Origin of the sequence: Paenibacillus sp. V4I5 (assembly GCF_030817255.1) — a bacterium.
GTDB lineage: Bacteria > Bacillota > Bacilli > Paenibacillales > NBRC-103111 > Paenibacillus_E.
On sequence record NZ_JAUSZB010000002.1, the window covers coordinates 2738446 to 2757878 of the forward strand.

16 protein-coding genes and 1 pseudogene are annotated in these 19433 nt (G+C 45.5%); 3 read left to right on the forward strand and 14 right to left on the reverse strand.

Features of this window, described 5'->3' with window-relative positions; genetic code table 11:
- Positions 1–340 precede the first annotated feature (340 nt).
- From QFZ78_RS14430 to QFZ78_RS14475, 10 genes are all read right to left on the reverse strand, one after another.
- The gene (locus QFZ78_RS14430) at positions 341–1084 is read right to left on the reverse strand and encodes a LutC/YkgG family protein (protein ID WP_307548470.1); all 744 of its coding nucleotides are present in this window, start codon (positions 1082–1084) and stop codon (positions 341–343) included.
- Positions 1077–2594, reverse strand: coding sequence for a LutB/LldF family L-lactate oxidation iron-sulfur protein (locus QFZ78_RS14435; protein ID WP_307548472.1), 1518 nt, complete (start codon positions 2592–2594; stop codon positions 1077–1079). The genes QFZ78_RS14430 and QFZ78_RS14435 overlap by 8 nt, the downstream gene beginning before the upstream one ends.
- Positions 2581–3324: a (Fe-S)-binding protein gene (locus QFZ78_RS14440; protein WP_307548474.1), complete on the reverse strand. Its 744-nt coding sequence runs from the start codon at positions 3322–3324 to the stop codon at positions 2581–2583. Before QFZ78_RS14440 ends, QFZ78_RS14435 begins: the two co-directional genes overlap by 14 nt.
- 112 nt (positions 3325–3436) lie before the next feature.
- The gene (locus tag QFZ78_RS14445) at positions 3437–4204 is read right to left on the reverse strand and encodes a DeoR/GlpR family DNA-binding transcription regulator (protein ID WP_307548476.1); all 768 of its coding nucleotides are present in this window, start codon (positions 4202–4204) and stop codon (positions 3437–3439) included.
- Between the two features lie 9 nt (positions 4205–4213).
- Entirely contained in the window at positions 4214–5713 is a 1500-nt protein-coding gene (rhaB, locus tag QFZ78_RS14450) for a rhamnulokinase (protein ID WP_373460011.1), read from the reverse strand.
- Positions 5710–6930 carry an L-rhamnose isomerase gene (gene rhaI / locus QFZ78_RS14455; protein ID WP_307548478.1) on the reverse strand — a complete coding sequence of 407 codons (1221 nt, stop codon included), beginning with the start codon at positions 6928–6930 and terminating at the stop codon, positions 5710–5712. The genes rhaB and rhaI overlap by 4 nt, the downstream gene beginning before the upstream one ends.
- Before the next feature lie 32 nt (positions 6931–6962).
- A complete protein-coding gene (locus tag QFZ78_RS14460; protein ID WP_307548481.1) occupies positions 6963–9032 on the reverse strand; it encodes a bifunctional aldolase/short-chain dehydrogenase in 2070 nt (689 codons plus the stop codon).
- Between the two features lie 387 nt (positions 9033–9419).
- Entirely contained in the window at positions 9420–9989 is a 570-nt protein-coding gene (locus QFZ78_RS14465) for a 50S ribosomal protein L25 (protein WP_307548483.1), read from the reverse strand.
- A gap of 98 nt (positions 9990–10087) precedes the next feature.
- A complete protein-coding gene (locus QFZ78_RS14470) occupies positions 10088–11029 on the reverse strand; it encodes a DUF1861 family protein (protein WP_307548485.1) in 942 nt (313 codons plus the stop codon).
- Positions 11001–11294 carry a helix-turn-helix domain-containing protein gene (locus QFZ78_RS14475; RefSeq protein ID WP_307548487.1) on the reverse strand — a complete coding sequence of 98 codons (294 nt, stop codon included), beginning with the start codon at positions 11292–11294 and terminating at the stop codon, positions 11001–11003. The genes QFZ78_RS14470 and QFZ78_RS14475 overlap by 29 nt, the downstream gene beginning before the upstream one ends.
- A 207-nt stretch (positions 11295–11501) precedes the next feature.
- On the opposite strand from QFZ78_RS14475, the gene QFZ78_RS14480 reads away from it, so the two are divergent.
- The 3 genes from QFZ78_RS14480 to QFZ78_RS14490 are packed head-to-tail and all read left to right on the forward strand — an operon-like array spanning position 11502 to position 14900.
- Positions 11502–12722 (forward strand): glycosyltransferase family 4 protein, encoded by a 1221-nt coding sequence (locus QFZ78_RS14480; RefSeq protein ID WP_307548488.1) that lies wholly within the window; start codon positions 11502–11504, stop codon positions 12720–12722.
- Positions 12722–13828 (forward strand): glycosyltransferase, encoded by a 1107-nt coding sequence (locus QFZ78_RS14485; protein ID WP_307548490.1) that lies wholly within the window; start codon positions 12722–12724, stop codon positions 13826–13828. The genes QFZ78_RS14480 and QFZ78_RS14485 overlap by 1 nt, the downstream gene beginning before the upstream one ends.
- Positions 13821–14900 carry a mannose-1-phosphate guanylyltransferase gene (locus QFZ78_RS14490; protein WP_307548492.1) on the forward strand — a complete coding sequence of 360 codons (1080 nt, stop codon included), beginning with the start codon at positions 13821–13823 and terminating at the stop codon, positions 14898–14900. The genes QFZ78_RS14485 and QFZ78_RS14490 overlap by 8 nt, the downstream gene beginning before the upstream one ends.
- Positions 14901–14907: 7 nt before the next feature.
- Here QFZ78_RS14490 and QFZ78_RS14495 read toward each other — a convergent pair.
- The 4 genes and pseudogenes from QFZ78_RS14495 to QFZ78_RS14510 form a co-directional block, all read right to left on the reverse strand.
- Positions 14908–16114, reverse strand: a pseudogene (locus QFZ78_RS14495) (MFS transporter).
- A gap of 184 nt (positions 16115–16298) precedes the next feature.
- Positions 16299–16916: an SLOG family protein gene (locus QFZ78_RS14500; RefSeq protein WP_307548494.1), complete on the reverse strand. Its 618-nt coding sequence runs from the start codon at positions 16914–16916 to the stop codon at positions 16299–16301.
- Positions 16917–17039: 123 nt separating this feature from the next.
- The gene (locus QFZ78_RS14505; protein ID WP_307548496.1) at positions 17040–18065 is read right to left on the reverse strand and encodes a dienelactone hydrolase family protein; all 1026 of its coding nucleotides are present in this window, start codon (positions 18063–18065) and stop codon (positions 17040–17042) included.
- 24 nt (positions 18066–18089) lie between these two features.
- The gene (locus QFZ78_RS14510) at positions 18090–19373 is read right to left on the reverse strand and encodes a Gfo/Idh/MocA family protein (RefSeq protein ID WP_307548497.1); all 1284 of its coding nucleotides are present in this window, start codon (positions 19371–19373) and stop codon (positions 18090–18092) included.
- Positions 19374–19433 lie beyond the last annotated feature (60 nt).

Below are 19433 nucleotides of genomic sequence, written 5' to 3' on the forward strand. Positions count from 1 at the left end.
CTTCCATATCTCCCATCATTCCAACACTCCCATCACTTCTACTACTTCCAAACTTCCAACATTTCCATCAACTCCACACTTTCACTACTCCCGACACTTTAAGCACTTTCACCATTTCCACCACTTTTACCACCTCAAACATTTCAAACGCTTCCACCGCACAATCCAACAAACAATGAATCACGAAAACATCATCACTTTCCAAGTGATAATGCATGTATCCACAATCTCAATTTAGTAATATTCGCAGCTAACTATGTATGACAGGTGTATACCTTCACTTGATAAATATAAAAAGAGCCGCAAGAGAAAATATTCCCTTACAGCTCTTTGTCTTTGGTTACTCAATGATAAGTGCATAAACGATGCCGGGTCCATGTACACCGATGGTCAAATCATTCTCGATGTCGGCTGACCGGCTCGGACCCGAGATGAAATGAATGCCTGCCGGTCTATCTTTGGCCGCAAGCTCATCGAATGGGCGCAATACTTCCCCTAGTTTCGTTCTCAAGCGATCCACCGGGATGATGGCAATGAAGGTGGTTGGCAGCAAGCTGACACTTCTTCCCCTGGTCGCAGCGGAAGTGACCACTAGTGAACCTGTGTACGCGACAGCGTGTTCGACGGCCACGATGCCGATGTCCGCTCCAGCGGCCTTCGCGACAAGCTCATCTTTGGCAGCAGGATCAGCACCTTCTGCGTTCCACACAGTGATGTCGGTTTCCGTGTCAGCAAGCGCAGCACGAAGGGGCTCTAGCTCAGCTTGATCCTGAATGATCAAGTGCTTCGCTTGTGTCTTGCCGATAAAGTCGGCAATGAAGGCTTGCGCCTCTTCCATCCCCTTCAAACGCTGGGTATGACCTCCGGCCTTCTGCCAGTTCGCCATGAACAAATGAATACGCTCTTCAAGTGGGAGATCCACCTGCCCCCAGAATTCAGGAGCCCCCTTCATAGGGTGCGCGGGGGCTGTTTGCATTGGCTTTGCTCTGCCTAGCCGATTCGAAATATTAGCAAAGAAGGCCTCCTGATCCTTAAGTGCTTCATGTTGAAGCTTCTGGAGAAATGCTGCATCTGATTTAGCCATGATGATGTCCTCCTCCGCCGTCTTTACGGTCTGCCACAAGCTTCTCCATGCGGGCTTTCATCACAGAATCAAGTTCAGGGAAGGTGCCTTCTAATCCCTGCTCGATGTCTTTCCACGATTCACGGAATGTCTTCTTCGCCATGCTTGGCGCATACCGGTAGGAATTCCAACCTTTCAACGGACCTATCTTCGCTTTGATATGACCATCTCGAACTAACAATTTCTGCCCAATACGGCCGAGTTTAATTAACGCTTTAACCCGCTTTGCGTCGGACATCAAGAAATTAAAGCCTTTCATGCCGACCTTCTCAACAAAATCCGTCGCCCCGCGTTCCACTTTGCGTTGACGGAGATAAATGAGCATATCATGCAGCGGTATCTTCACTGGGCATGCCTCATAACAGGCACCGCACAGGCTTGAAGCACTTGCAATATCGTCCCATTGGTCGACATTTTTATTAAGTGCCGGCGTAAGCACAGCGCCGATCGGACCACTATATACACCGCCGTAGGCGTGACCGCCGATATGGCGGTAAACTGGGCAAGCATTTAAGCATGCCCCACAGCGAATACAGTTCAGCAATTCCTGGAATTGCGGATCTCCTAGCTGCAAGGAACGTCCATTATCCAAAATGATGACGTGCATTTCTTCGGGTCCATCGCCATCCTGTTGTCGCTGCGGTCCAGAAATCACAGACATGTACACAGTTAGTTTCTGTCCTGTAGCCGATCGCGGCAGCAGGGTCGCCATGACTTCGAGATCGTCCAATGTAGGAATGATTCGCTCCATGCCCATGAATGTGATTTGTGTCTTAGGGATGGTACTAACCATCCGCGCATTGCCTTCATTTTCAAAAAGAACGATAGATCCCGTATCCGCAATAGCAAAATTACAGCCCGTCATCCCAATGTCAGCTTCAAGAAACTTCTCACGCAGTTTTCTTCGAACATAGCCAGCCAATATCCCTGTGTCCGGCTCAAGCTTCTCGCCAGCATCCTCAGAAAGCAGATCGGCGATCTGATAGCGATTTTTGTGAATCGCCGGAATAATAATATGCGAAGGCGTCTCGCCTGCCAGCTGAATAATATATTCGCCAAGGTCCGTTTCAATCGCCTCGACACCGATTTGCTCAAGCGCATGGTTGATATGCAATTCTTCGGAAACCATCGACTTGGACTTAACTACACTTTTCGCCTTCTTGTGCTCGGCGATTTGCATCGTCAAACGAACAGCGTCTGCGCTATCTGCTGCGAAGTGAACATGCACGCCCTGCGCTCTCGCATTTTCAACGAATTTGCCAAGATAATAGTCCAAGTGTGCAATCGTATGCAGCCTAATTTGCCTGCCTCGCTCACGCCATTCTTCCCAGTTCCCAAGCTCTTCGGAGGCGCCTAGTTTACCGTTTTTAAGCCGTTCGGTCGTGAACTTAACCGCATTGCGAAGAAAGTCATTGTTCAGTGCGACTTTGGATCTTTCCTTAACGGTCCCACTAGGTTTATGATCGCTCATGCGCCAGCTTCACTCCCTCTGCCAATAATTCCGCTAGATGCATGACCTTCACGGGTTTTCCACGATAGGATAAATTACCTGCTATATTCATTAAACATCCCATATCGAGTCCAACTAACACTTCTGCTTCTGTTTCCAGCACGTGATCCGACTTCTCAGATACCATAGCACCTGAAATATCACACATTTTCACCGCAAAAGTCCCGCCAAATCCACAGCAATCCTCCGCATGAGGAAGGGGTACAAGCTCCAAATCACGGATATTTTGCATCAGCTGCATCGGTTCCTCTTTAACACCTAACAGTCGACTGCCGTGGCAGGACGGATGATAGGTCACTTTGTGAGGGAACACAGCCCCCAAATCAGTAACACCCAATACTTGCACGAGGAACTGCGTGAATTCATATGTTTTTTCGACTAAGCGATTAGCTCTTGCTAGATTGATAGGATCATTTTCAAACAGCTTCGGATAATAATGATGAATCATACTTGTGCATGAACCCGAAGGTGATATCACAAAATCACTGTCTTCAAATGCTTGAAGCAGTGTCATCGCGGAACCTCGCGCCTCATCCCAATAGCCACTATTGAAGGCAGGTTGACCGCAGCATGTTTGAGTCGCAGGGAAGTCCAGCTTGACTCCGTATTTTGCAAGTAAGTGAACCATAGATTCGCCAACCTTGGGATACACAAGGTCGCTTAAGCACGTAATAAACAAGGATACTTTCATGATTGCAGCTAACTCCCTTCCTTAATCGTTCCCTCCTCAGAGGCATTTGGTTATACAAAAAACCATCCTCAGTACGAGAGAGAACATACTGGTGATGGAAGGAACAATGATTTTAACTTTTATCTAATTGAAGGACATGCACGCCAAGTTCGCGAATCCGTTCCACGTCTTCCTTATTGGTTTGCCCATCTGTAATGACATGCTTGATTTCAGGCCATCCTGCGACCTGCGTCAAGGATTGCATGCCGAATTTACTATGATCAGCAAGTAGGTAAGTTTCATCAGCAATACTGATCATTTTGCGTTTAATAAGCGCTTGCAGCTCGTTAGATTCGCTAATTCCACGCTGGATATGAACCCCTTTGCAAGATAAGAATAGCTTATGAACATGGTACATATCCAAGGACCTTTCCGCTAGTGGCCCTACATAGGACAACGACTTAGGAGAAAGAAGTCCTCCAGTGGAAATGACTTGGATTTTCTCCTTACCACTAACCTCAAGGGCTACCTTCATCGAATTCGTGATGATCGTCAGCGGCATATCGGGAATAATTTTGGCCATATACCAAGCCGTTGTACTTGCATCTAGAATGATCCGATCATGCTCTCGAATATGCGATACCGCTTCCTTCGCGATGCTGTTCTTGAAATCCGCATGCGCCGTTTCCCTTTCCATGAAGGGAACTTCCGACTGCGCTTCCTTCACACTGACAGCGCCGCCATGGCTGCGCATCAGCTTGCCTTCGCTTTCTAACCGATCCAGATCACGTCGTATCGTTTCTTCCGTTACTTGGCACAGCTCGCTGAGTTCCGTTACGCGAATACTTCCTCTTTCATTCACCAACTGAACGATTCTCTGCCATCTTTCCGCTACCAGCATCGTATTCCCTCATTTCACCGTCGATCGGGACGCCACCTGACAAAATGCTGCATACGCTGCCTGCCAACCCGCTCCATCCTGAGGGAGGTACGTTTTGACCGGAAACGAATTCCGAATCAGCTTTCTGGCTTCGCGCAAATTCGCAATATACCCTAGTGATATCCATTGTACTACAAGGTTACCTAAGGCACTACCCTCAACAGGACCCGCCCAAACCTCGCGCAGTGTAGCATTTGACGTGAATTGACAAAGCAGCTCGTTCTGGATGCCGCCACCAACGATGTGAAGACCTTGATACTTCTTCCCCGATAGCTGTTCTGTTCTTTCTAGAATAAACCGATACTTCAAAGCCAGGCTTTCCAACATGCAACGAACAATTTCACCTTCCGTTTGCGGTACAACCTGTTCCGTTTCCCGGCAGTATTGCTGAATTTGCTTCGGCATATGCTCAGGATTCAAGAACATGTCGTCATCCGGATCGATGAAGCATTGGAAAGGCTTCACCTGCTCGGCAAGCTTGACTAACTCAGCAAAGCTGATATTCTTGCCTTCCTTGTCCCATGTACGCTTGCATTCCTGAACTAACCATAAGCCCATGATATTCTTAAGCAATCGGTTCGTACCATAAACGCCGCCTTCATTGGTGAAATTCCAAGCTAATGCCTGTTCACTTAGTACCGGCGCCAACGTCTCCGTTCCGAGAAGTGACCATGTACCGCAGCTTAAGAAAGCGAAATCTTCTTCTAAAGCAGGAACCGCGACTACAGCAGATGCTGTATCATGTTCGCCTACGGCAATGACAGGAATCGAAGGAACATCAAGTTCATCACAAATCTCTTTGGTTAACGCGCCGACTCTAGTCCCTGACGAAACCGGTTTCAGTAGTAGTTCACCAGGAAGGCCAAGCTGATCTATGAGCTCCGTGTCCCACGTCTGCGTTGTCGCATTAAAAAGCTGCGTCGTTGTGGAATTAGTGTACTCGCTATGTTTTTCTCCGGTTAAGAAGTATCTGAGCAAATCAGGAATCATCAAGAACGTATCTGCCCGCTGCAGAAGCTCTGGATTTCTTTCTTTTAACGCATATAGTTGAAAAATCGAATTAAATTGAAGGAACTGAAGACCTGTTTTGGCATACAGCTTTTCACGACCAACAAGGTCAATAACCTTATCCATGACATGATCCGTTTGATGGTCCCGATAGTGGTAGGGATTACCGAGAAGCTCACCATTTGCTGCAAGCAGCCCGAAATCTACCGCCCATGAATCTATCGCCAGGCTTTCGATATCCGTATAACCCAGATGCTTCATTTGTAAAATACCTTGTTTCAATTCATGAAACAATCTCAAAATGTCCCAATGAAGGTGGTTTCCCACCTTCACCGGATCATTCGAGAAGCGGTGAATTTCCTCGATCGTAACGATGCCCGCTTCGGAATCAAGTCGTCCGACGATCGCTCTGCCGCTGCTTGCTCCCAAATCAAAGGCCAGTACGCAGGAGGGCTTACTCACCAGCTGGCACCGCCTTTGCCACGAGCATTAATGCTTTCGTCGTAGCCGCTTTCTAGGTAAGCTTTCATCGGATCTACAGGTACACCGATCTCTTCACGGACGGCTTGCAGAAGCGGAGTAACATCGAATTCGAATGCTTTACGAACAGCATCTTCTGCGCCAAGAACGTCTTGGCGTTCTTGAGCGTCTCTAACTTCATCGAGGTTGATCAGCAAAGCTTTTGCATACTGTGTTTGCACGTTAAGTACAGAACGCAGCATCGCTGGAATTTTACGCTCGATATTATGGCTTTGATCAATCATATAGGCAATATTGTCAGCAGCCTGACGGATTTGTGGATTTTTATCGTTCGCTGCATCAATGATTTGGTAGAAAATCAGGAACAACTCATACGGATTGACTGACCCCACGATCAGATCATCATCCCCATATTTGCGGGAGTTGAAGTGGAAGCCGCCCAGTTTATTTTCATCTAACAAGTAAGTCACGATATGCTCAATGTTCGTTCCTTGCGGGTGATGCCCTGTATCAACAAGCACTTCAGCTTGAGGCCCCAATTTGTTCGCCAAATTGAATGCCATCCCCCAGTCCGCTAGATCCGTGTGATAAAACGCAGGCTCATAGAACTTATATTCAATCAGCATACGCATGGTAGGCGTCATTGCTCCGTACATTTCTTTAAGCGCTTCATACATCCATGTTTTACGTGCTCTAATATCGACTTGCCCAGGGTAGTTGGAACCGTCAGCGAACCAAAGGCTCAACACATCAGAACCTACTGTCTTAGCAATGTCTACACACTCTAGCAAGTGATCCGTCGCTTTGCGGCGAATAGCTTCGTTAGAATTCGTCACACTGCCAAAGATGTAATCATCCTCTTGAAAAAGGTTAGGGTTTACAGCTCCGATTGAAACACCGAGATCACTTGCGTGCTGTCTCAGCTTTGCGTAATCGTCCACTTTGTCCCAAGGAATATGGATAGCAACCGACGGGCAAACACCCGTCAGTTTATGGACCTGCGCAGCGTCTTCGAATTTCTCGAAGGGATTGCGCGGAACACCGTTTTGCTTATAGACTTTGAAGCGAGTTCCAGAATCCCCGTAGCCCCATGAAGGGGTTTCTACTTTGAGGGCTTTTAGCTTAGCTTTAACAGCTGCTAGATCAATGCCTCTATTTGTTTGTAGCTCTTCGAACAAGGCGTATGCTTTATCGCTCATCGGATTATATCTCCTTTTGGTTATGGAAGTAATTAGCGAGTGAAGGCAGCCGGAACGCCACCGTCAACTGTGATCATACAACCTGTCGTTTTGTCTGCTTTGGAAGAAGCGAAGTATACGATAGCTTCCGCAACGTCTTTCGGGAAAATGTTAACGAGCAGCGTCGTTCTTTTGCGGTAGTGCTCTTCCAGTTGATCCGGTTCAATACCGTAAGCTGCAGCCCGTTCATTGCGCCAGCCGGAATTCCAAATCGCGGAGCCTTGAAGAATCGCATCTGGCAATACCGAGTTCACGCGAATGCCGAACTCTCCGCCCTCAGCAGCGATACAGCGTGCTAAGTGAATTTCAGCCGCTTTGGCTGTCGAGTAGGCAGAGGCATTTTTGCCTGCGAATACCGAGTTTTTGGAGCCGACGAATACCATGCTGCCGCCGATGCTTTGTTTTTTCATAATTTTAAAAGCTTCTCTAGCTACGAGGAAGTAACCCGTACTGAGCACGTTCATGTTCAGGTTCCACTCTTTAAGTGATGTTTCGTCAAAAGGACTAGAAGTCGCAAGGCCTGCGTTATTCACGATAATATCGATACCGCCATAGCTGAGAATCGATTCGCGGTAAGCGGCTTCCACTTCCTCTTCTTTCGTTACATCCATTTTAACGGCAATGGCTCTGTTTTCGCCATACTGCCCGTTCAGTTCGTCTGCTAATTTTTGTGCGCCTTCCAGATTCAGGTCAGCTAGAACGACATGCGCGCCTTCTTTTAAAAATTGACGAGCCGTTACGCTTCCGATTCCACCTGCGCCGCCTGTGATGAAAGCAATTTTACGAGAGAATTCCGCTTCAGCCGGAGCCAAAGTTAGTTTATAAAGTTCAAGAGGCCAGTACTCCACATTAAAAGATTCATTTTCGCTTAAGGAAACGAACGTCCCGAGAACTGTTGCGCCTCTCATTACGGCAATCGCACGGTGATAGAGAGCTCCGCTTACTTGCGCATTGGACCAGCTTTTACCTGTATTGATCATCCCGATACCTGGTATCAGGATAACGCGAGGTGCCGCTTCGTTCATGACGTCGCCTTCATTTTTGTTGCGGTCAAAATAAGCTTTGTACTCTTCTTTGTAAGCCGCGATTCCAGCGTTCAAAGCTTCAATTAAGGAAGTCACATCACGGGAATTGGGATTCCAATCAATATAAAGAGGCTTCATTTTCGTATGAACCAAGTGATCCGGGCAAGCCGCTCCTACTTGGGATAACACAGCTGCATCTTTACTATTAACGAACTTCAGAACATCATCCGCGCTGTCAGTAGTCAGGATCATTTTCTTCTCATTGCTCACTGCTCCGCGAACGATAGGCAGGACTTGTGCCAAAATATCTTTTTGCTCGGACTCGGAAAGGGACTCGTACTTCGCTCCGCCATAAAGGCTGCTCTCGTTCACACGAGCTTCAATGAAACTTTCTGCTTCTTGAATAATAGCCAAAGTCTTGAGGTAGCTCTCTTCCGACGTTTCGCCCCAAGTAACCAGACCATGCTTCTCCATCAATACAAGCTCAGCCTTTGGATTGTTTCTAACGCCTTCCGCGATCATTTTGGATAGTGTAAAACCAGGACGTACATAAGGTACCCATACGAAACGGTCGCCGTAAATTTCTTTCGCCAACTCACGTCCGTTATGTGCACAGCAGAGACCGATAATCGCATCAGGATGCGTATGGTCAACGTTTTTGAAAGGCAAAAATGCATGTAAAAGCGTCTCAATAGAAGCACGCGGATGTTTGCTGTCGATCATACAATTCACAAGGTAAGCAACCATTTCTTCGTCGGACATTTCATCTCTCTCGAACAACGGACGAATGTCTTCCATGCGAAGACCTGTGAAATTCTTTGATTTCATTGTAGCAAGGTCTGAACCGCTGCCCTTTACCCACATCACTTCTACATCACGACCGCGGAAATCCTTCTCGATTGTTTTGTACGATGTGTTACCGCCGCCCCAGTTGGCAACTGCACGATCTGTCCCTAATAAATTGGAACGGTACACCAGTTCCTCTACGCCTTTTGATACTGCATTCGCTTTTTCCGCTTCCCACAAATTCGCAACCATAAATACCCTCCTAATATAGGGATCTTTGAGCGTAGCTCAAAGTCTCTCCTCTTTACATCCCATGAGTATGTGTTTGTTCTTGATGGATTCATCGTATCACATCTTTGTTTATTTTTGAATACTTATTTTTATTTTTGTTTCAAAGAAAAATCAAAGCATAACGGACTTTAAAACTAACATATGAACAAAAGCAAAAAACCACAGGTCTGTCATTTCGAGACTGTAGGGATAAAATTCTCTATTCTGCCTCTCTGGCATAAATGAAGGAAAGCAAAAAATCCCCTTGCAAGCAGAAGTGCCTGAGTTCATGAATCCATGAACTTAGACACTTCCCGCCGTAAGGGGATGTAACCATTCTATCTATATTTAATGTTTGATTGATTTCTTCTAGGCTGTTGCTTCGACTTCCTCATGCACGGTTTTGATTTGAATCATAACCGTATTCGGATCCGTCAACACTTCAATGCCATCTTTGAAAATCAGGTCGGAAACGAGAAGCTTGTCGCCAGCATCAAGACCACTAATATCCACTTCCATTGAAGTCGGCAAATCACCAGGCATACAACGAACTTCTACTTCATAGATTTCGATTTGCAATACCCCGCCAGATTTAATGCCAATTGCCTCTCCAGAAAACTGAATAGTCACTTTGCTGTCCATGATTTCAGTCATGTTTACATGATGAAAGTCGATATGCAGCAGATTGCCAGACATGGCATCTTTTTGAACGCTCTGAACAACGACCGGAATTACCTTTTCATCGGCTGTATTGCCTTGTAGAATAGCTCGAGGATTTTTTTTCAAAATATCCAGCATTTCTTTTTCATTTACTTCTAATGATAAAGTATCTTTACCAATCCCATATAACACAGCCGGGATGCGTCCCTGTTTTCTTGCTTGATTCATGTGGGACTTTGTTTCACCAGTGCGCTTGTTCAATTGAATAAATTTACTCATTTGTTTGTTTCCCGCTCTCTTTGACCATAAATTCTTGTCAAAATGAGTATAACATGACCATAAAATCTAGTCAAACTTTGATGAAAACCCACTCGTTACTATTCATATTCCATAAATGGATCAGGGATCTCAATCTGATAAGCCTCAGCATCACTAACGCCAACAGAAAGTACGGCTCGCCCATTGCCTAACCGTATAAGCCCACCGCTAAAAATAACATCTTCAAGATCAGGCCGTTTGCCAGGGCCTCTTGGAAAATCACTTCTTGCCGCAATAATTTTCATGGGTGTTTTTTCACAGGTCTCAGGGTTTATCGAAAAGACCATGGAATAATAGTGCTTGTTTCCTACGGTATCAAAGCAAGCTATATGTCCCAGAACGCCTACATGACCATTCCCCAGTAAATGCGCTTCGTTCGCACCGCCCCATTCTTCGGAGACAAATTGTTCTCTAAGAATTTCCGCATTTATGAAGGTTTGCTCATTGAGCTCCTCCAGCGAGTTGATGATTGTAAATCCGATTTGCCCTCTTCCACCTCTTGCTCCTTGCGGTCTAGTAAAGACACCTACTCTACCATCGCTAAGCTCAATTAGACGAATATCCTTCATCGTACCGGGTCCAGACGAGAAGTGACATAATGAATCTATTTGAAACCCACGATAAAATTGGGTAACCCACGATACAATCTTATTCGGATTATCGACAGCCGTGATGACTTCAACTCCGCCAACTATTAATTCACCTTTGATGATGGTCATACATGGATCTTGCAAGTTATAAGTGTGTGTATGTATTCGGGGACTCCAAACCTGATTTTTGTATGTAAAAAAGAAGACTTGAGAGAACTCACTATCCCGTTCCTCAACTCTTCCTAAGATGAATTCCTCCCCGTCGTACTGAAACGGGGCCGTTATATTGTATACATCGCGATTTCCAACCCCAGAGAACACTAGTTTTTGCACTTTTGTTAATCTGGGGTTTGCATAAAAGGTTTCCAGAAGCTGTTTACAGCTATCTGTTGTTATCGATTTCCTTGTCATTGACGTCCTCCTGATAATGCATCGATGCATCTATCGTCCAATCACTTTCCACATCCATTTCGATGCCAATGAGCTGCCCAGGCTGGACATTAAAATACAGACAAAGCTTCAGCAATAAATCCCTAGGATACTGTACCATCTCATCCTTATACATACGCCGAACGGAGTCAAAGTGATAGTTAATCTCTTTAGCGAGCTTACGTATAGATAATTTGGGGTCGTGATTTTCCATGACTTCTTTTAGTTTACTGCGTATGACTGACACACATACACCTCCTCCATAAATATATAGGGTATGCAAGGGTGAGTCAATAAATTGACAAGAAAAAATGGTCATGTTATAGTGAAAACAGGAAATAATTTGGAATTTTCTGAAAATAAAATACCCCTCCCCCCCAAAGAATTAAAGACCTATCTTTAGATTCTTTTTTTTGTGTTCCAAAAATCGCAAACCAACATGGAGGCTCATTATATGAAGTATACAAGCAGCAATCGGAATATCGTTTTTCTTGGCACCAGCCTGCCGAGAGAATGCGGCATAGCTACATTTACTCAAGATTTATTAGATGAACTACAGCACATCAAAGGCTTTAACAAGCCTCGTATCATTGCAATCAATAACAACGAAACTTATGACTATCATGAGCAAGTGATGAGGGAAATTGACCAACATAAGCTATCAGATTATATAGAAACAGCCGATTATCTTAACTCGTCAGACGTTGATCTTCTCGTTATCCAGCATGAATTCGGTATATACGGCGGAGAAAGCGGAGAATACTTGATTCCATTCGTCGAGAGGCTGACTATACCGTTTGTCGTCATTTTTCATACCGTGTTAACGAAACCTTCTGCCAAGCAGCGTCACATCATGAATCGAGTTGCAGAGCTAAGTGTTAAAGTTGTCACGATGGCGCAATCTACAGTAACCGATTTAATCTCCATTTATGGCGTTGATGCCGCCAAAATCGCTTTCATTCACCATGGCGTCCCCCATGTCCAAACCGGTTCAAGATCAGAACTTAAAGAGCAATATGGCTTTGCAGATCGGAAAATTTTATCCACCTTTGGCTTTTTAAGCCCTGGTAAAGGAATTGAATACAGCATTGAGGCCATGCGCGGAGTGGTCAAACAGCACCCGGATTCTCTCTATATCATTTGGGGGAAAACACATCCGGTCGTTAAACAAGAAACAGGCGAGGTATACAGACAAAAGCTGATGTGTCTCGTGGAAGAATTTGATTTAACGCGTAACGTTCGCTTCGTCGACAAGCTACTAACGCAGGATGAAGTCATTCAATCCCTGGTCATGTCAGATATTTATATGACTCCTTATTTAGGAAAGGATCAAGCTGTTAGCGGAACATTGGCATACGGAGTTGGTTATGGAAGGGTTATTGTCTCCACACCATACCGTTATGCCGAGGAAATGCTGGCAGAGGGCAGGGGCTTACTGGCCAACTTCCGCGATTCAGCCTCCTTGGAAGCTTGCATCCTTCAATTACTGAATGATCCTACTAGAATAACGGAAATGGAAAATCGTACGCTCGAACTCGGAAAAACCATGCTGTGGAACGAAATTGCCAAAACCTATGCCGCTATCTTCCAAGAAAAAACACTAGATTCAGGGTCAACTAAAGTAAATCCTTACGATGCCAGCTTTGCTAAAGTAAAACACTTAGGAGTGATTTAATGCAAGTACAAACGATACTGCAGTTTAAGTCCGATTACATGCGCAGGATAACGGATGATACAGGCATTTTTCAACATACCAAGTTTGGAGTACCTGACCGGTCGAAAGGTTATACGACGGATGATAACGCACGAGCATTAATCGCAGCCGTTTTATTGTATAGCAGCCAAAAAGACTCCAGCACGTTAGACCTCATTCATACTTATGTTTCCTTCATTCACCACGCACAGAATACAGATGGAAATTTTAGAAACTTCATGGATTATAACCGTTCATTCATGGAGGATAGCGGCTCTGAGGATTGTCAAGGACGCACACTATGGGCATTAGGATTCGCGCTCGCCCATTCCTCCTTTCTGCCTGATAATGTACTTAATACCTGCCGTTATTTAATCAATCAGGCATTACCGCATATTGAGAAGCTAGGTTCTCCTCGTGCTGGAGCCTATGCGATAATCGGTCTAAGTTATTTAATAGAAACCCCTGATGCTTTAACTTACTCCTTCCCCTATCTCCACACCCCAAGCACCGCAGAAGAAAAGGCTTTTCTACCAAGAGCATTCATCATCAATGTGATCGAAAAAATAGCGGTCCGACTGCACAATCAATATATTCACAATAAGGGTAACGGTTGGAATTGGTTTGAAGACAGCCTTACCTACGGAAACTCCATGCTGCCATGGGCACTTTTAAAAGCATCACATATCTCGGAAAACATTAGTTTGAAGGAAACTGCTAAGGAAAGCCTGGATTTTCTAGTATCCAAAACCTTTGCTAAAGAAGGTTATTATAAGCCGATTGGCAGCCATGGCTGGCAGTTGCGAGGTGAAAAGGCCGCTCTCTACGACGAACAGCCGATTGAGGCCTGTGAAATGCTTCTTGCTTGTAAAGAAGCCGCGATCGTGCTCCATGACCCAGCTTATCTGAAGATAGCAGCCTTATGCTATGAATGGTATTTAGGCCATAATTCATTAAAAATCTCTCTCATTGACCCTCAAACTGGAGCTTGTTACGATGGCATCCATGCCACAGGGCTGAACCTTAATCAAGGCTCTGAGAGCATCATTTCCTTCTCCATTGCCCATTTGGTGATGCATCATGAATAAATTTGCTACCATCCTTGCTGGCGGGGGCGGAACTCGCTTCTGGCCGCTGTCTAGACAAGAGATTCCGAAGCAGCTTCTAAACATAAGCGGAAATGATATTATGCTAAACGATACAATCGAACGATTCAAAGGCATTATCCCACAAGAAAATACCGTTATTGTTACGAATCGTTCTCAAGCGGTTCTGCTGGAGAGCATCATGCATAGCAGTGTTTCGAAAAGCAACATTTTGATCGAGCCCGTTGCCCGAAACACGGCTGCAAGCATACTTTTCGCGGCGTTATCTATAGAAAAATCATACGGTGATTCCTTAATGGTCGTCTTGCCTTCCGATCATTATATAACCGATGAAGAACAATTTCGGCTTACGTTAGACGAAGCCTGTACGGTTGCGATGAAGACGGACAAAATCGTTACCATCGGAATTAAACCGACATTTCCATCGACTGGGTACGGTTATATCGCCTTTGATAAAGAACCTATCTCTTCAAATCCTGTTGCCGTATACGAAGTAGCTGAATTTGTAGAAAAACCGAACTTTCAGAAAGCGCAAGGCTATCTGTCATCAGGTAATTATTTATGGAATAGCGGCATTTTCATTTGGAAAACTTCCGTCATTATTGATAATTTCAAACGTTACCTGCCTCGGCTCTATAAGACAATGCTTCCAATCAGCGATTATCTGGGCACGGATCAGGCAGAGGAAATCATTAATAACATCTATCCGACGCTTCAAAACATTTCGATTGATTACGGGATCCTTGAGCGCTCTGATGAAGTCGTTGTTCTGTCTGGTCAATTTGGCTGGAATGATATCGGCAGCTGGGATGCGCTCGGCGCGATCTTCCCTCCGGATCCATCGGGAAACATTATTAAAGCAAATCATATGGGCATAGATACACGAAATTCGATCATATACGGAAATGGCAGACTAATCACGACAATTGGCGTAGACGGCTTCATTATAGCGGATACTGGGGATGCACTTTTGATATGTCCCAAAGACAAAGCACAATCTGTTAAAGATATCGTTGACCTGCTGAAGGAAAAAGGAATGACTGAGTATATTTAGCCTGCCCTTACTCTGGTGAAGATGATGGAACGGCCACCACTTTGGGACCGCGATATTTGAAGAAGAAGGCCACACAGATAAGCGCCAAACCGTTGATGGCAAAAACAAGCGGAATACCGAACCAGCCGCCCAAAAAGCCACCGATAATCGGACCGCTCATGGTTCCCAAGCTGCGTAGCGGATTGATTTAAGCTAAACGCTCGGCCTCTAAAGCTGGAATCCGTAAATTTCACAATAAGTGCGTTTAATGCCGGGTAGACGGCAGCAAAAAATAACCCATAGCTAAACCTCAGAATACCAAAGGCCAGCAAATGGTGAGTGCCCAACTGAAGTAGATTCCCTATTCCTCCGCCAATTAGGCCGATGAACAATGTTTTGGAGTAGGTGATTTTCTGTCCGAGTTTCCCCCATCTCGGTGCTGCAATGACGGTTGCGACTCCCACCGCTGAGAAAATAATGCCTGAACTCAGCGAAGCTGAGCTTTGGCTGCCGCCCATTTGCAGCACATAGATGGTAAGCAGCGGCTCGACAATCATGACCGAAGTTGCCACCAACATGGTGACACCTAGTATCATCATGAATGGGCGGTTATGAGCAGCCGACTTCAAATCATCCATAACACTCGATCTCGCAGCCGAGCGGTTAAAGTTCGTTTCCTTAGCCCCAAACAGCCCGATGAAGGCTGCAATTAAGACGACACACCCCGAGACTAGGAACGATTCTCGGTTTCCCACCCAGTGGCTGACGAATCCGCCTACCAGCGGACCGATGACACTTCCGGCGGCTCCTGCCGTTGACATAACCCCCAGCGCATAACCAACTTCTTTTTCAGGCGTGTTCGTGGCTATTAAGGCAATGGAAGCAGGTACAAAACCGGCAAGCAACCCCTGAAGAATCCGAACGACCAGAAATACGTAAGGATCATGGACGAAAAAGGTCGCAAAATAAAGAACGCTTAGGCTGAAGCCTGAGCGAATCAGCATCGGTTTGCGGCCATACTTATCCGCCAAAGAGCCCCAAAAAGGCGCGATTAGCGCGCTAGCCAAAAAGGTGATGCCAAACGTAATACCCGACCATGCTTCCAGCCCTTTATCAATGCCAAGCTCCGTGTGCAGAAAGATAGGTAAGAAAGGAACAGAGATCGTATACGCCATTCCACAGAAAAATACACCAATCCATAAAGTGATGAGATTACGTTTCCAGGAAAATGCCAAGTGTTTTACCCCCTGATGCTTGATGACTGAACGACCACATACAAAGTTCTCCCGATAACCATGCTACATTATGTATATTTTATCATATTGTTTGAAGATTAGAAATTACAACATGTGATGCCCTGAGTCAAATATCAATAGCCGTCTCACAAGGTCTATAACCTTTTGAACGGCTATTTATTGTTTATATTTCTTCAAAATCCGTAGGGTTGCCGGCGTCGGCGAAATCGAAGTCTCCAGCCAGATCTCCCGACTGGTCACCCTGTTCATCTTCGGCGATATTTTGCAAATCATAGGCATTAATTGTGATAATCGGGTAAGCATGATTCGTCGCTATCTGTACTGCCTGTTGTTTCATGAATTTTGGAGAGCCCTCTGTATCTTCATCATAAACAAGAATGATGCCGTCCGAATTACGGAGCAGAAACTTGTCTCGTTCCTTGAACTGCCAAGGTCCTTCATATTTGGTTTTTGTCACGCTGTTCACGTAATTCGCGCGTTCCATGACACTGTTATAGCTATTTTTCTTATCATCGCTCCATTTTTCTTCTTGCTCAAGAAAAGGGGTAACGACAGCTAATTTCAGCTCTGGGTAGGCTCCTCCTCGGAGTTCAAGCACAGCCTCAGCCGCCCACAATTCGACCCCCCATTGTCCACTCACAACGACCCATTCTAATCCTTCATCCATAAGTGCGATGAGTCTCTTTTTGATCGCTTTTTTGATAATCGGAATGCCTGGGTGCTTTAAAGAAAAAATGCCCAGCTCAGATGCTTTATAACCTGTTATTAAGACTCGTTTCAAAAGAGGTACACCACCTTGTTGACTCTACCTATCAGGTTAGCATAGTTACGCCTCGATATAAAGAAAGCTTTAATGTACAAATACAGCAAAAAGAAGAGCCGCAGCTCTTCTTTTTCTATATCATTAAGATCCCAAAGCCTCAACCAGCCAAGGGTAGGCCTGACTCCCATTCACTTCATGAACACCTTCAAAGAGATGAACCCCTAACTTTTCACCCGCACCCGCTTCAGCGTACACTTGACGCAAATACTGAATCGCCACTTCCACTGTTTTTATCGGAAAAATAGGATCCTGCTGGCCAGATTCAATGAACAGCGGACGAGGAACAAGTAACCCGAGTAATTCGGGGAGCTCCGAATATTCCAAAACACCTGGCAGGTAATTGTCGATGCAGTGGCGGATCTGCATAATGCTTCCTTTGAATGTATTCACAAAGGCGCACAGTACCGTGGCTTTGATTCGTTCATCTATCGCTGCTGTATATGCGGCGACAAGTCCGCCACCCGAGAAACCGAAGCATCCCACACTTGCTGAATCCACATCCTCGCGTGACAACACATAATCGAGCGCCCGCCGCGCCTCTTGCACACGCAATCCTGCCAACGATATGCCATATAAAAGCAGATGTGACGCAAGTGTTTGACAGGAAGAATTTCCGACTTGCCCATCATTCTGATCCGCAGCGAGTCTTCGATCTCCGAATCCGATGATCTCAGGTACGACCACTATGAATCCGCGCTTCACCAATTCCAAGGCATAATTACCGTGAAGATCCGGCTTACCTGTGTTTTCAGTCCCATCCGGATGGAGTCCAACAATCTGCCGACTACCGTAGCCATGTCCGTGCAAAGCCAGCACCGCTGCTGTTCGTTTGGTCATCCTTTTTGGTAACAGCACATAGGCGGGAACTCGAAACCCCCAGACCGTACCGAACTCGATACGCTCACGAATATGATCTTTAAGCTCGGTGCGCTCTAGGAGAACAGGACGAAGCTCATCTTGTTCTTCCAAAGCTATATCTAGAGACTTGACCAGGCGCCGCTTCAATCTAATCTTGGTCTGTTCGGCGTTCTCGGCCCGTTTCTGCTGCAGACGTTTATTCTCATAGGAGAGATAGAGATTTTCCATGATTGAATCTGGATTCCACAAGTAATTCCCACCTCCGTCTACCTTTTAAAAAGTAACCAATTTATCCACTGCAACCGGTTGCCCCGTACGCAGAGAAATATTCCCGGCAATACCGGTCAAAATCGACATCGCCCCATCCACGTGAGAAGCCGCTCGCTCGAAGCGATCCTCTGATGGTTTATCAAAAATATCCTTTAGGAGAACAGGGTCACCGCCGCCATGTCCGCCAACACCTTCTTCTATTTGCACTCTGTAAGGAGCCTCGAACATCGGAAATACCCTGATCGTCTTTTCTTTCAAAGCACCTTCTTCGTCTTTCCGACCACCGGAATTGACGTACGATTTCTCGACAACTCTCATCTCGATACGACCCTTGCTGCCATTGATTTGCACATTAAAGCCTTCCCAAGGCATATAAGCATTAAGCGAGTAGGTGAGAATGGCTTTGTTTTTATATCGGACCATAACGCCCATTGTATCTTCAATACTAATTCCATCGCCGAAAACGCTCTGATCGCGTTGGTAGCCATCTTCGTGTTCCGCATCTAAATATAGACCCTTGAGGTTTTTATTTTTATCTAAATGAAGCGCAAAAGGATCACCTATCGCGTTTTCATTCCCTGTCGCACGTTGATAAAATTTGGTCACACCGCGCTTTTCGGCATTTTCCCTGCCATAAAACATCAAGCCGCCCATCGCAAAAACCGTCTCCGGACGCGTCCCTAACCAGAAGTTCACAAGATCAAAATGATGCGTTGATTTGTGTACAAGCAAGCCCCCGCCATTGCGCTTATCTCTATGCCATCTACGGAAATAATCCGCACCATGTTCAGTATTCAGCAACCACTCAAAATGTACGGAATGAACATCTCCAATCGTCCCATCCATGATTAACTCACGAATTTTCGTATTATGCGGAGCGTAACGGTAATTGAATGTCACACGAAGCTGCCGCCCTGTACGTTTAATCGTATCGAGAATTTCTTGACATTTCTCTTCATCCACAGTCATCGGTTTTTCCGAAATAACATCGCAACCAAGCTCCATCGCCTTGATAATATACGTATGATGCGTACGATCAACGGAGGTAACAATGACATAATCAGGCTTTTCTTTGCGAATCATTTCCTCGAACTGATCCGCTTTATACGTGGGAACAGCGTTATATTCATATTTATTGACGAGTAAGCCATTTGTAAAATTCATTCTCGTTTGATTTATATCGCAAATCGCAACTAGCTCTGACGTTTCTTGAAAATCCTTTACAATGGCGCCATAGAAAAATTCCGCTCTTCCTCCGGTACCGACTAGTGCATAACGTTTTTTCATAAAAGTGAACCCCTCTCGAGTATGGATATGTCTTCAGTTTCAAATGTCCTACCTCAAGAT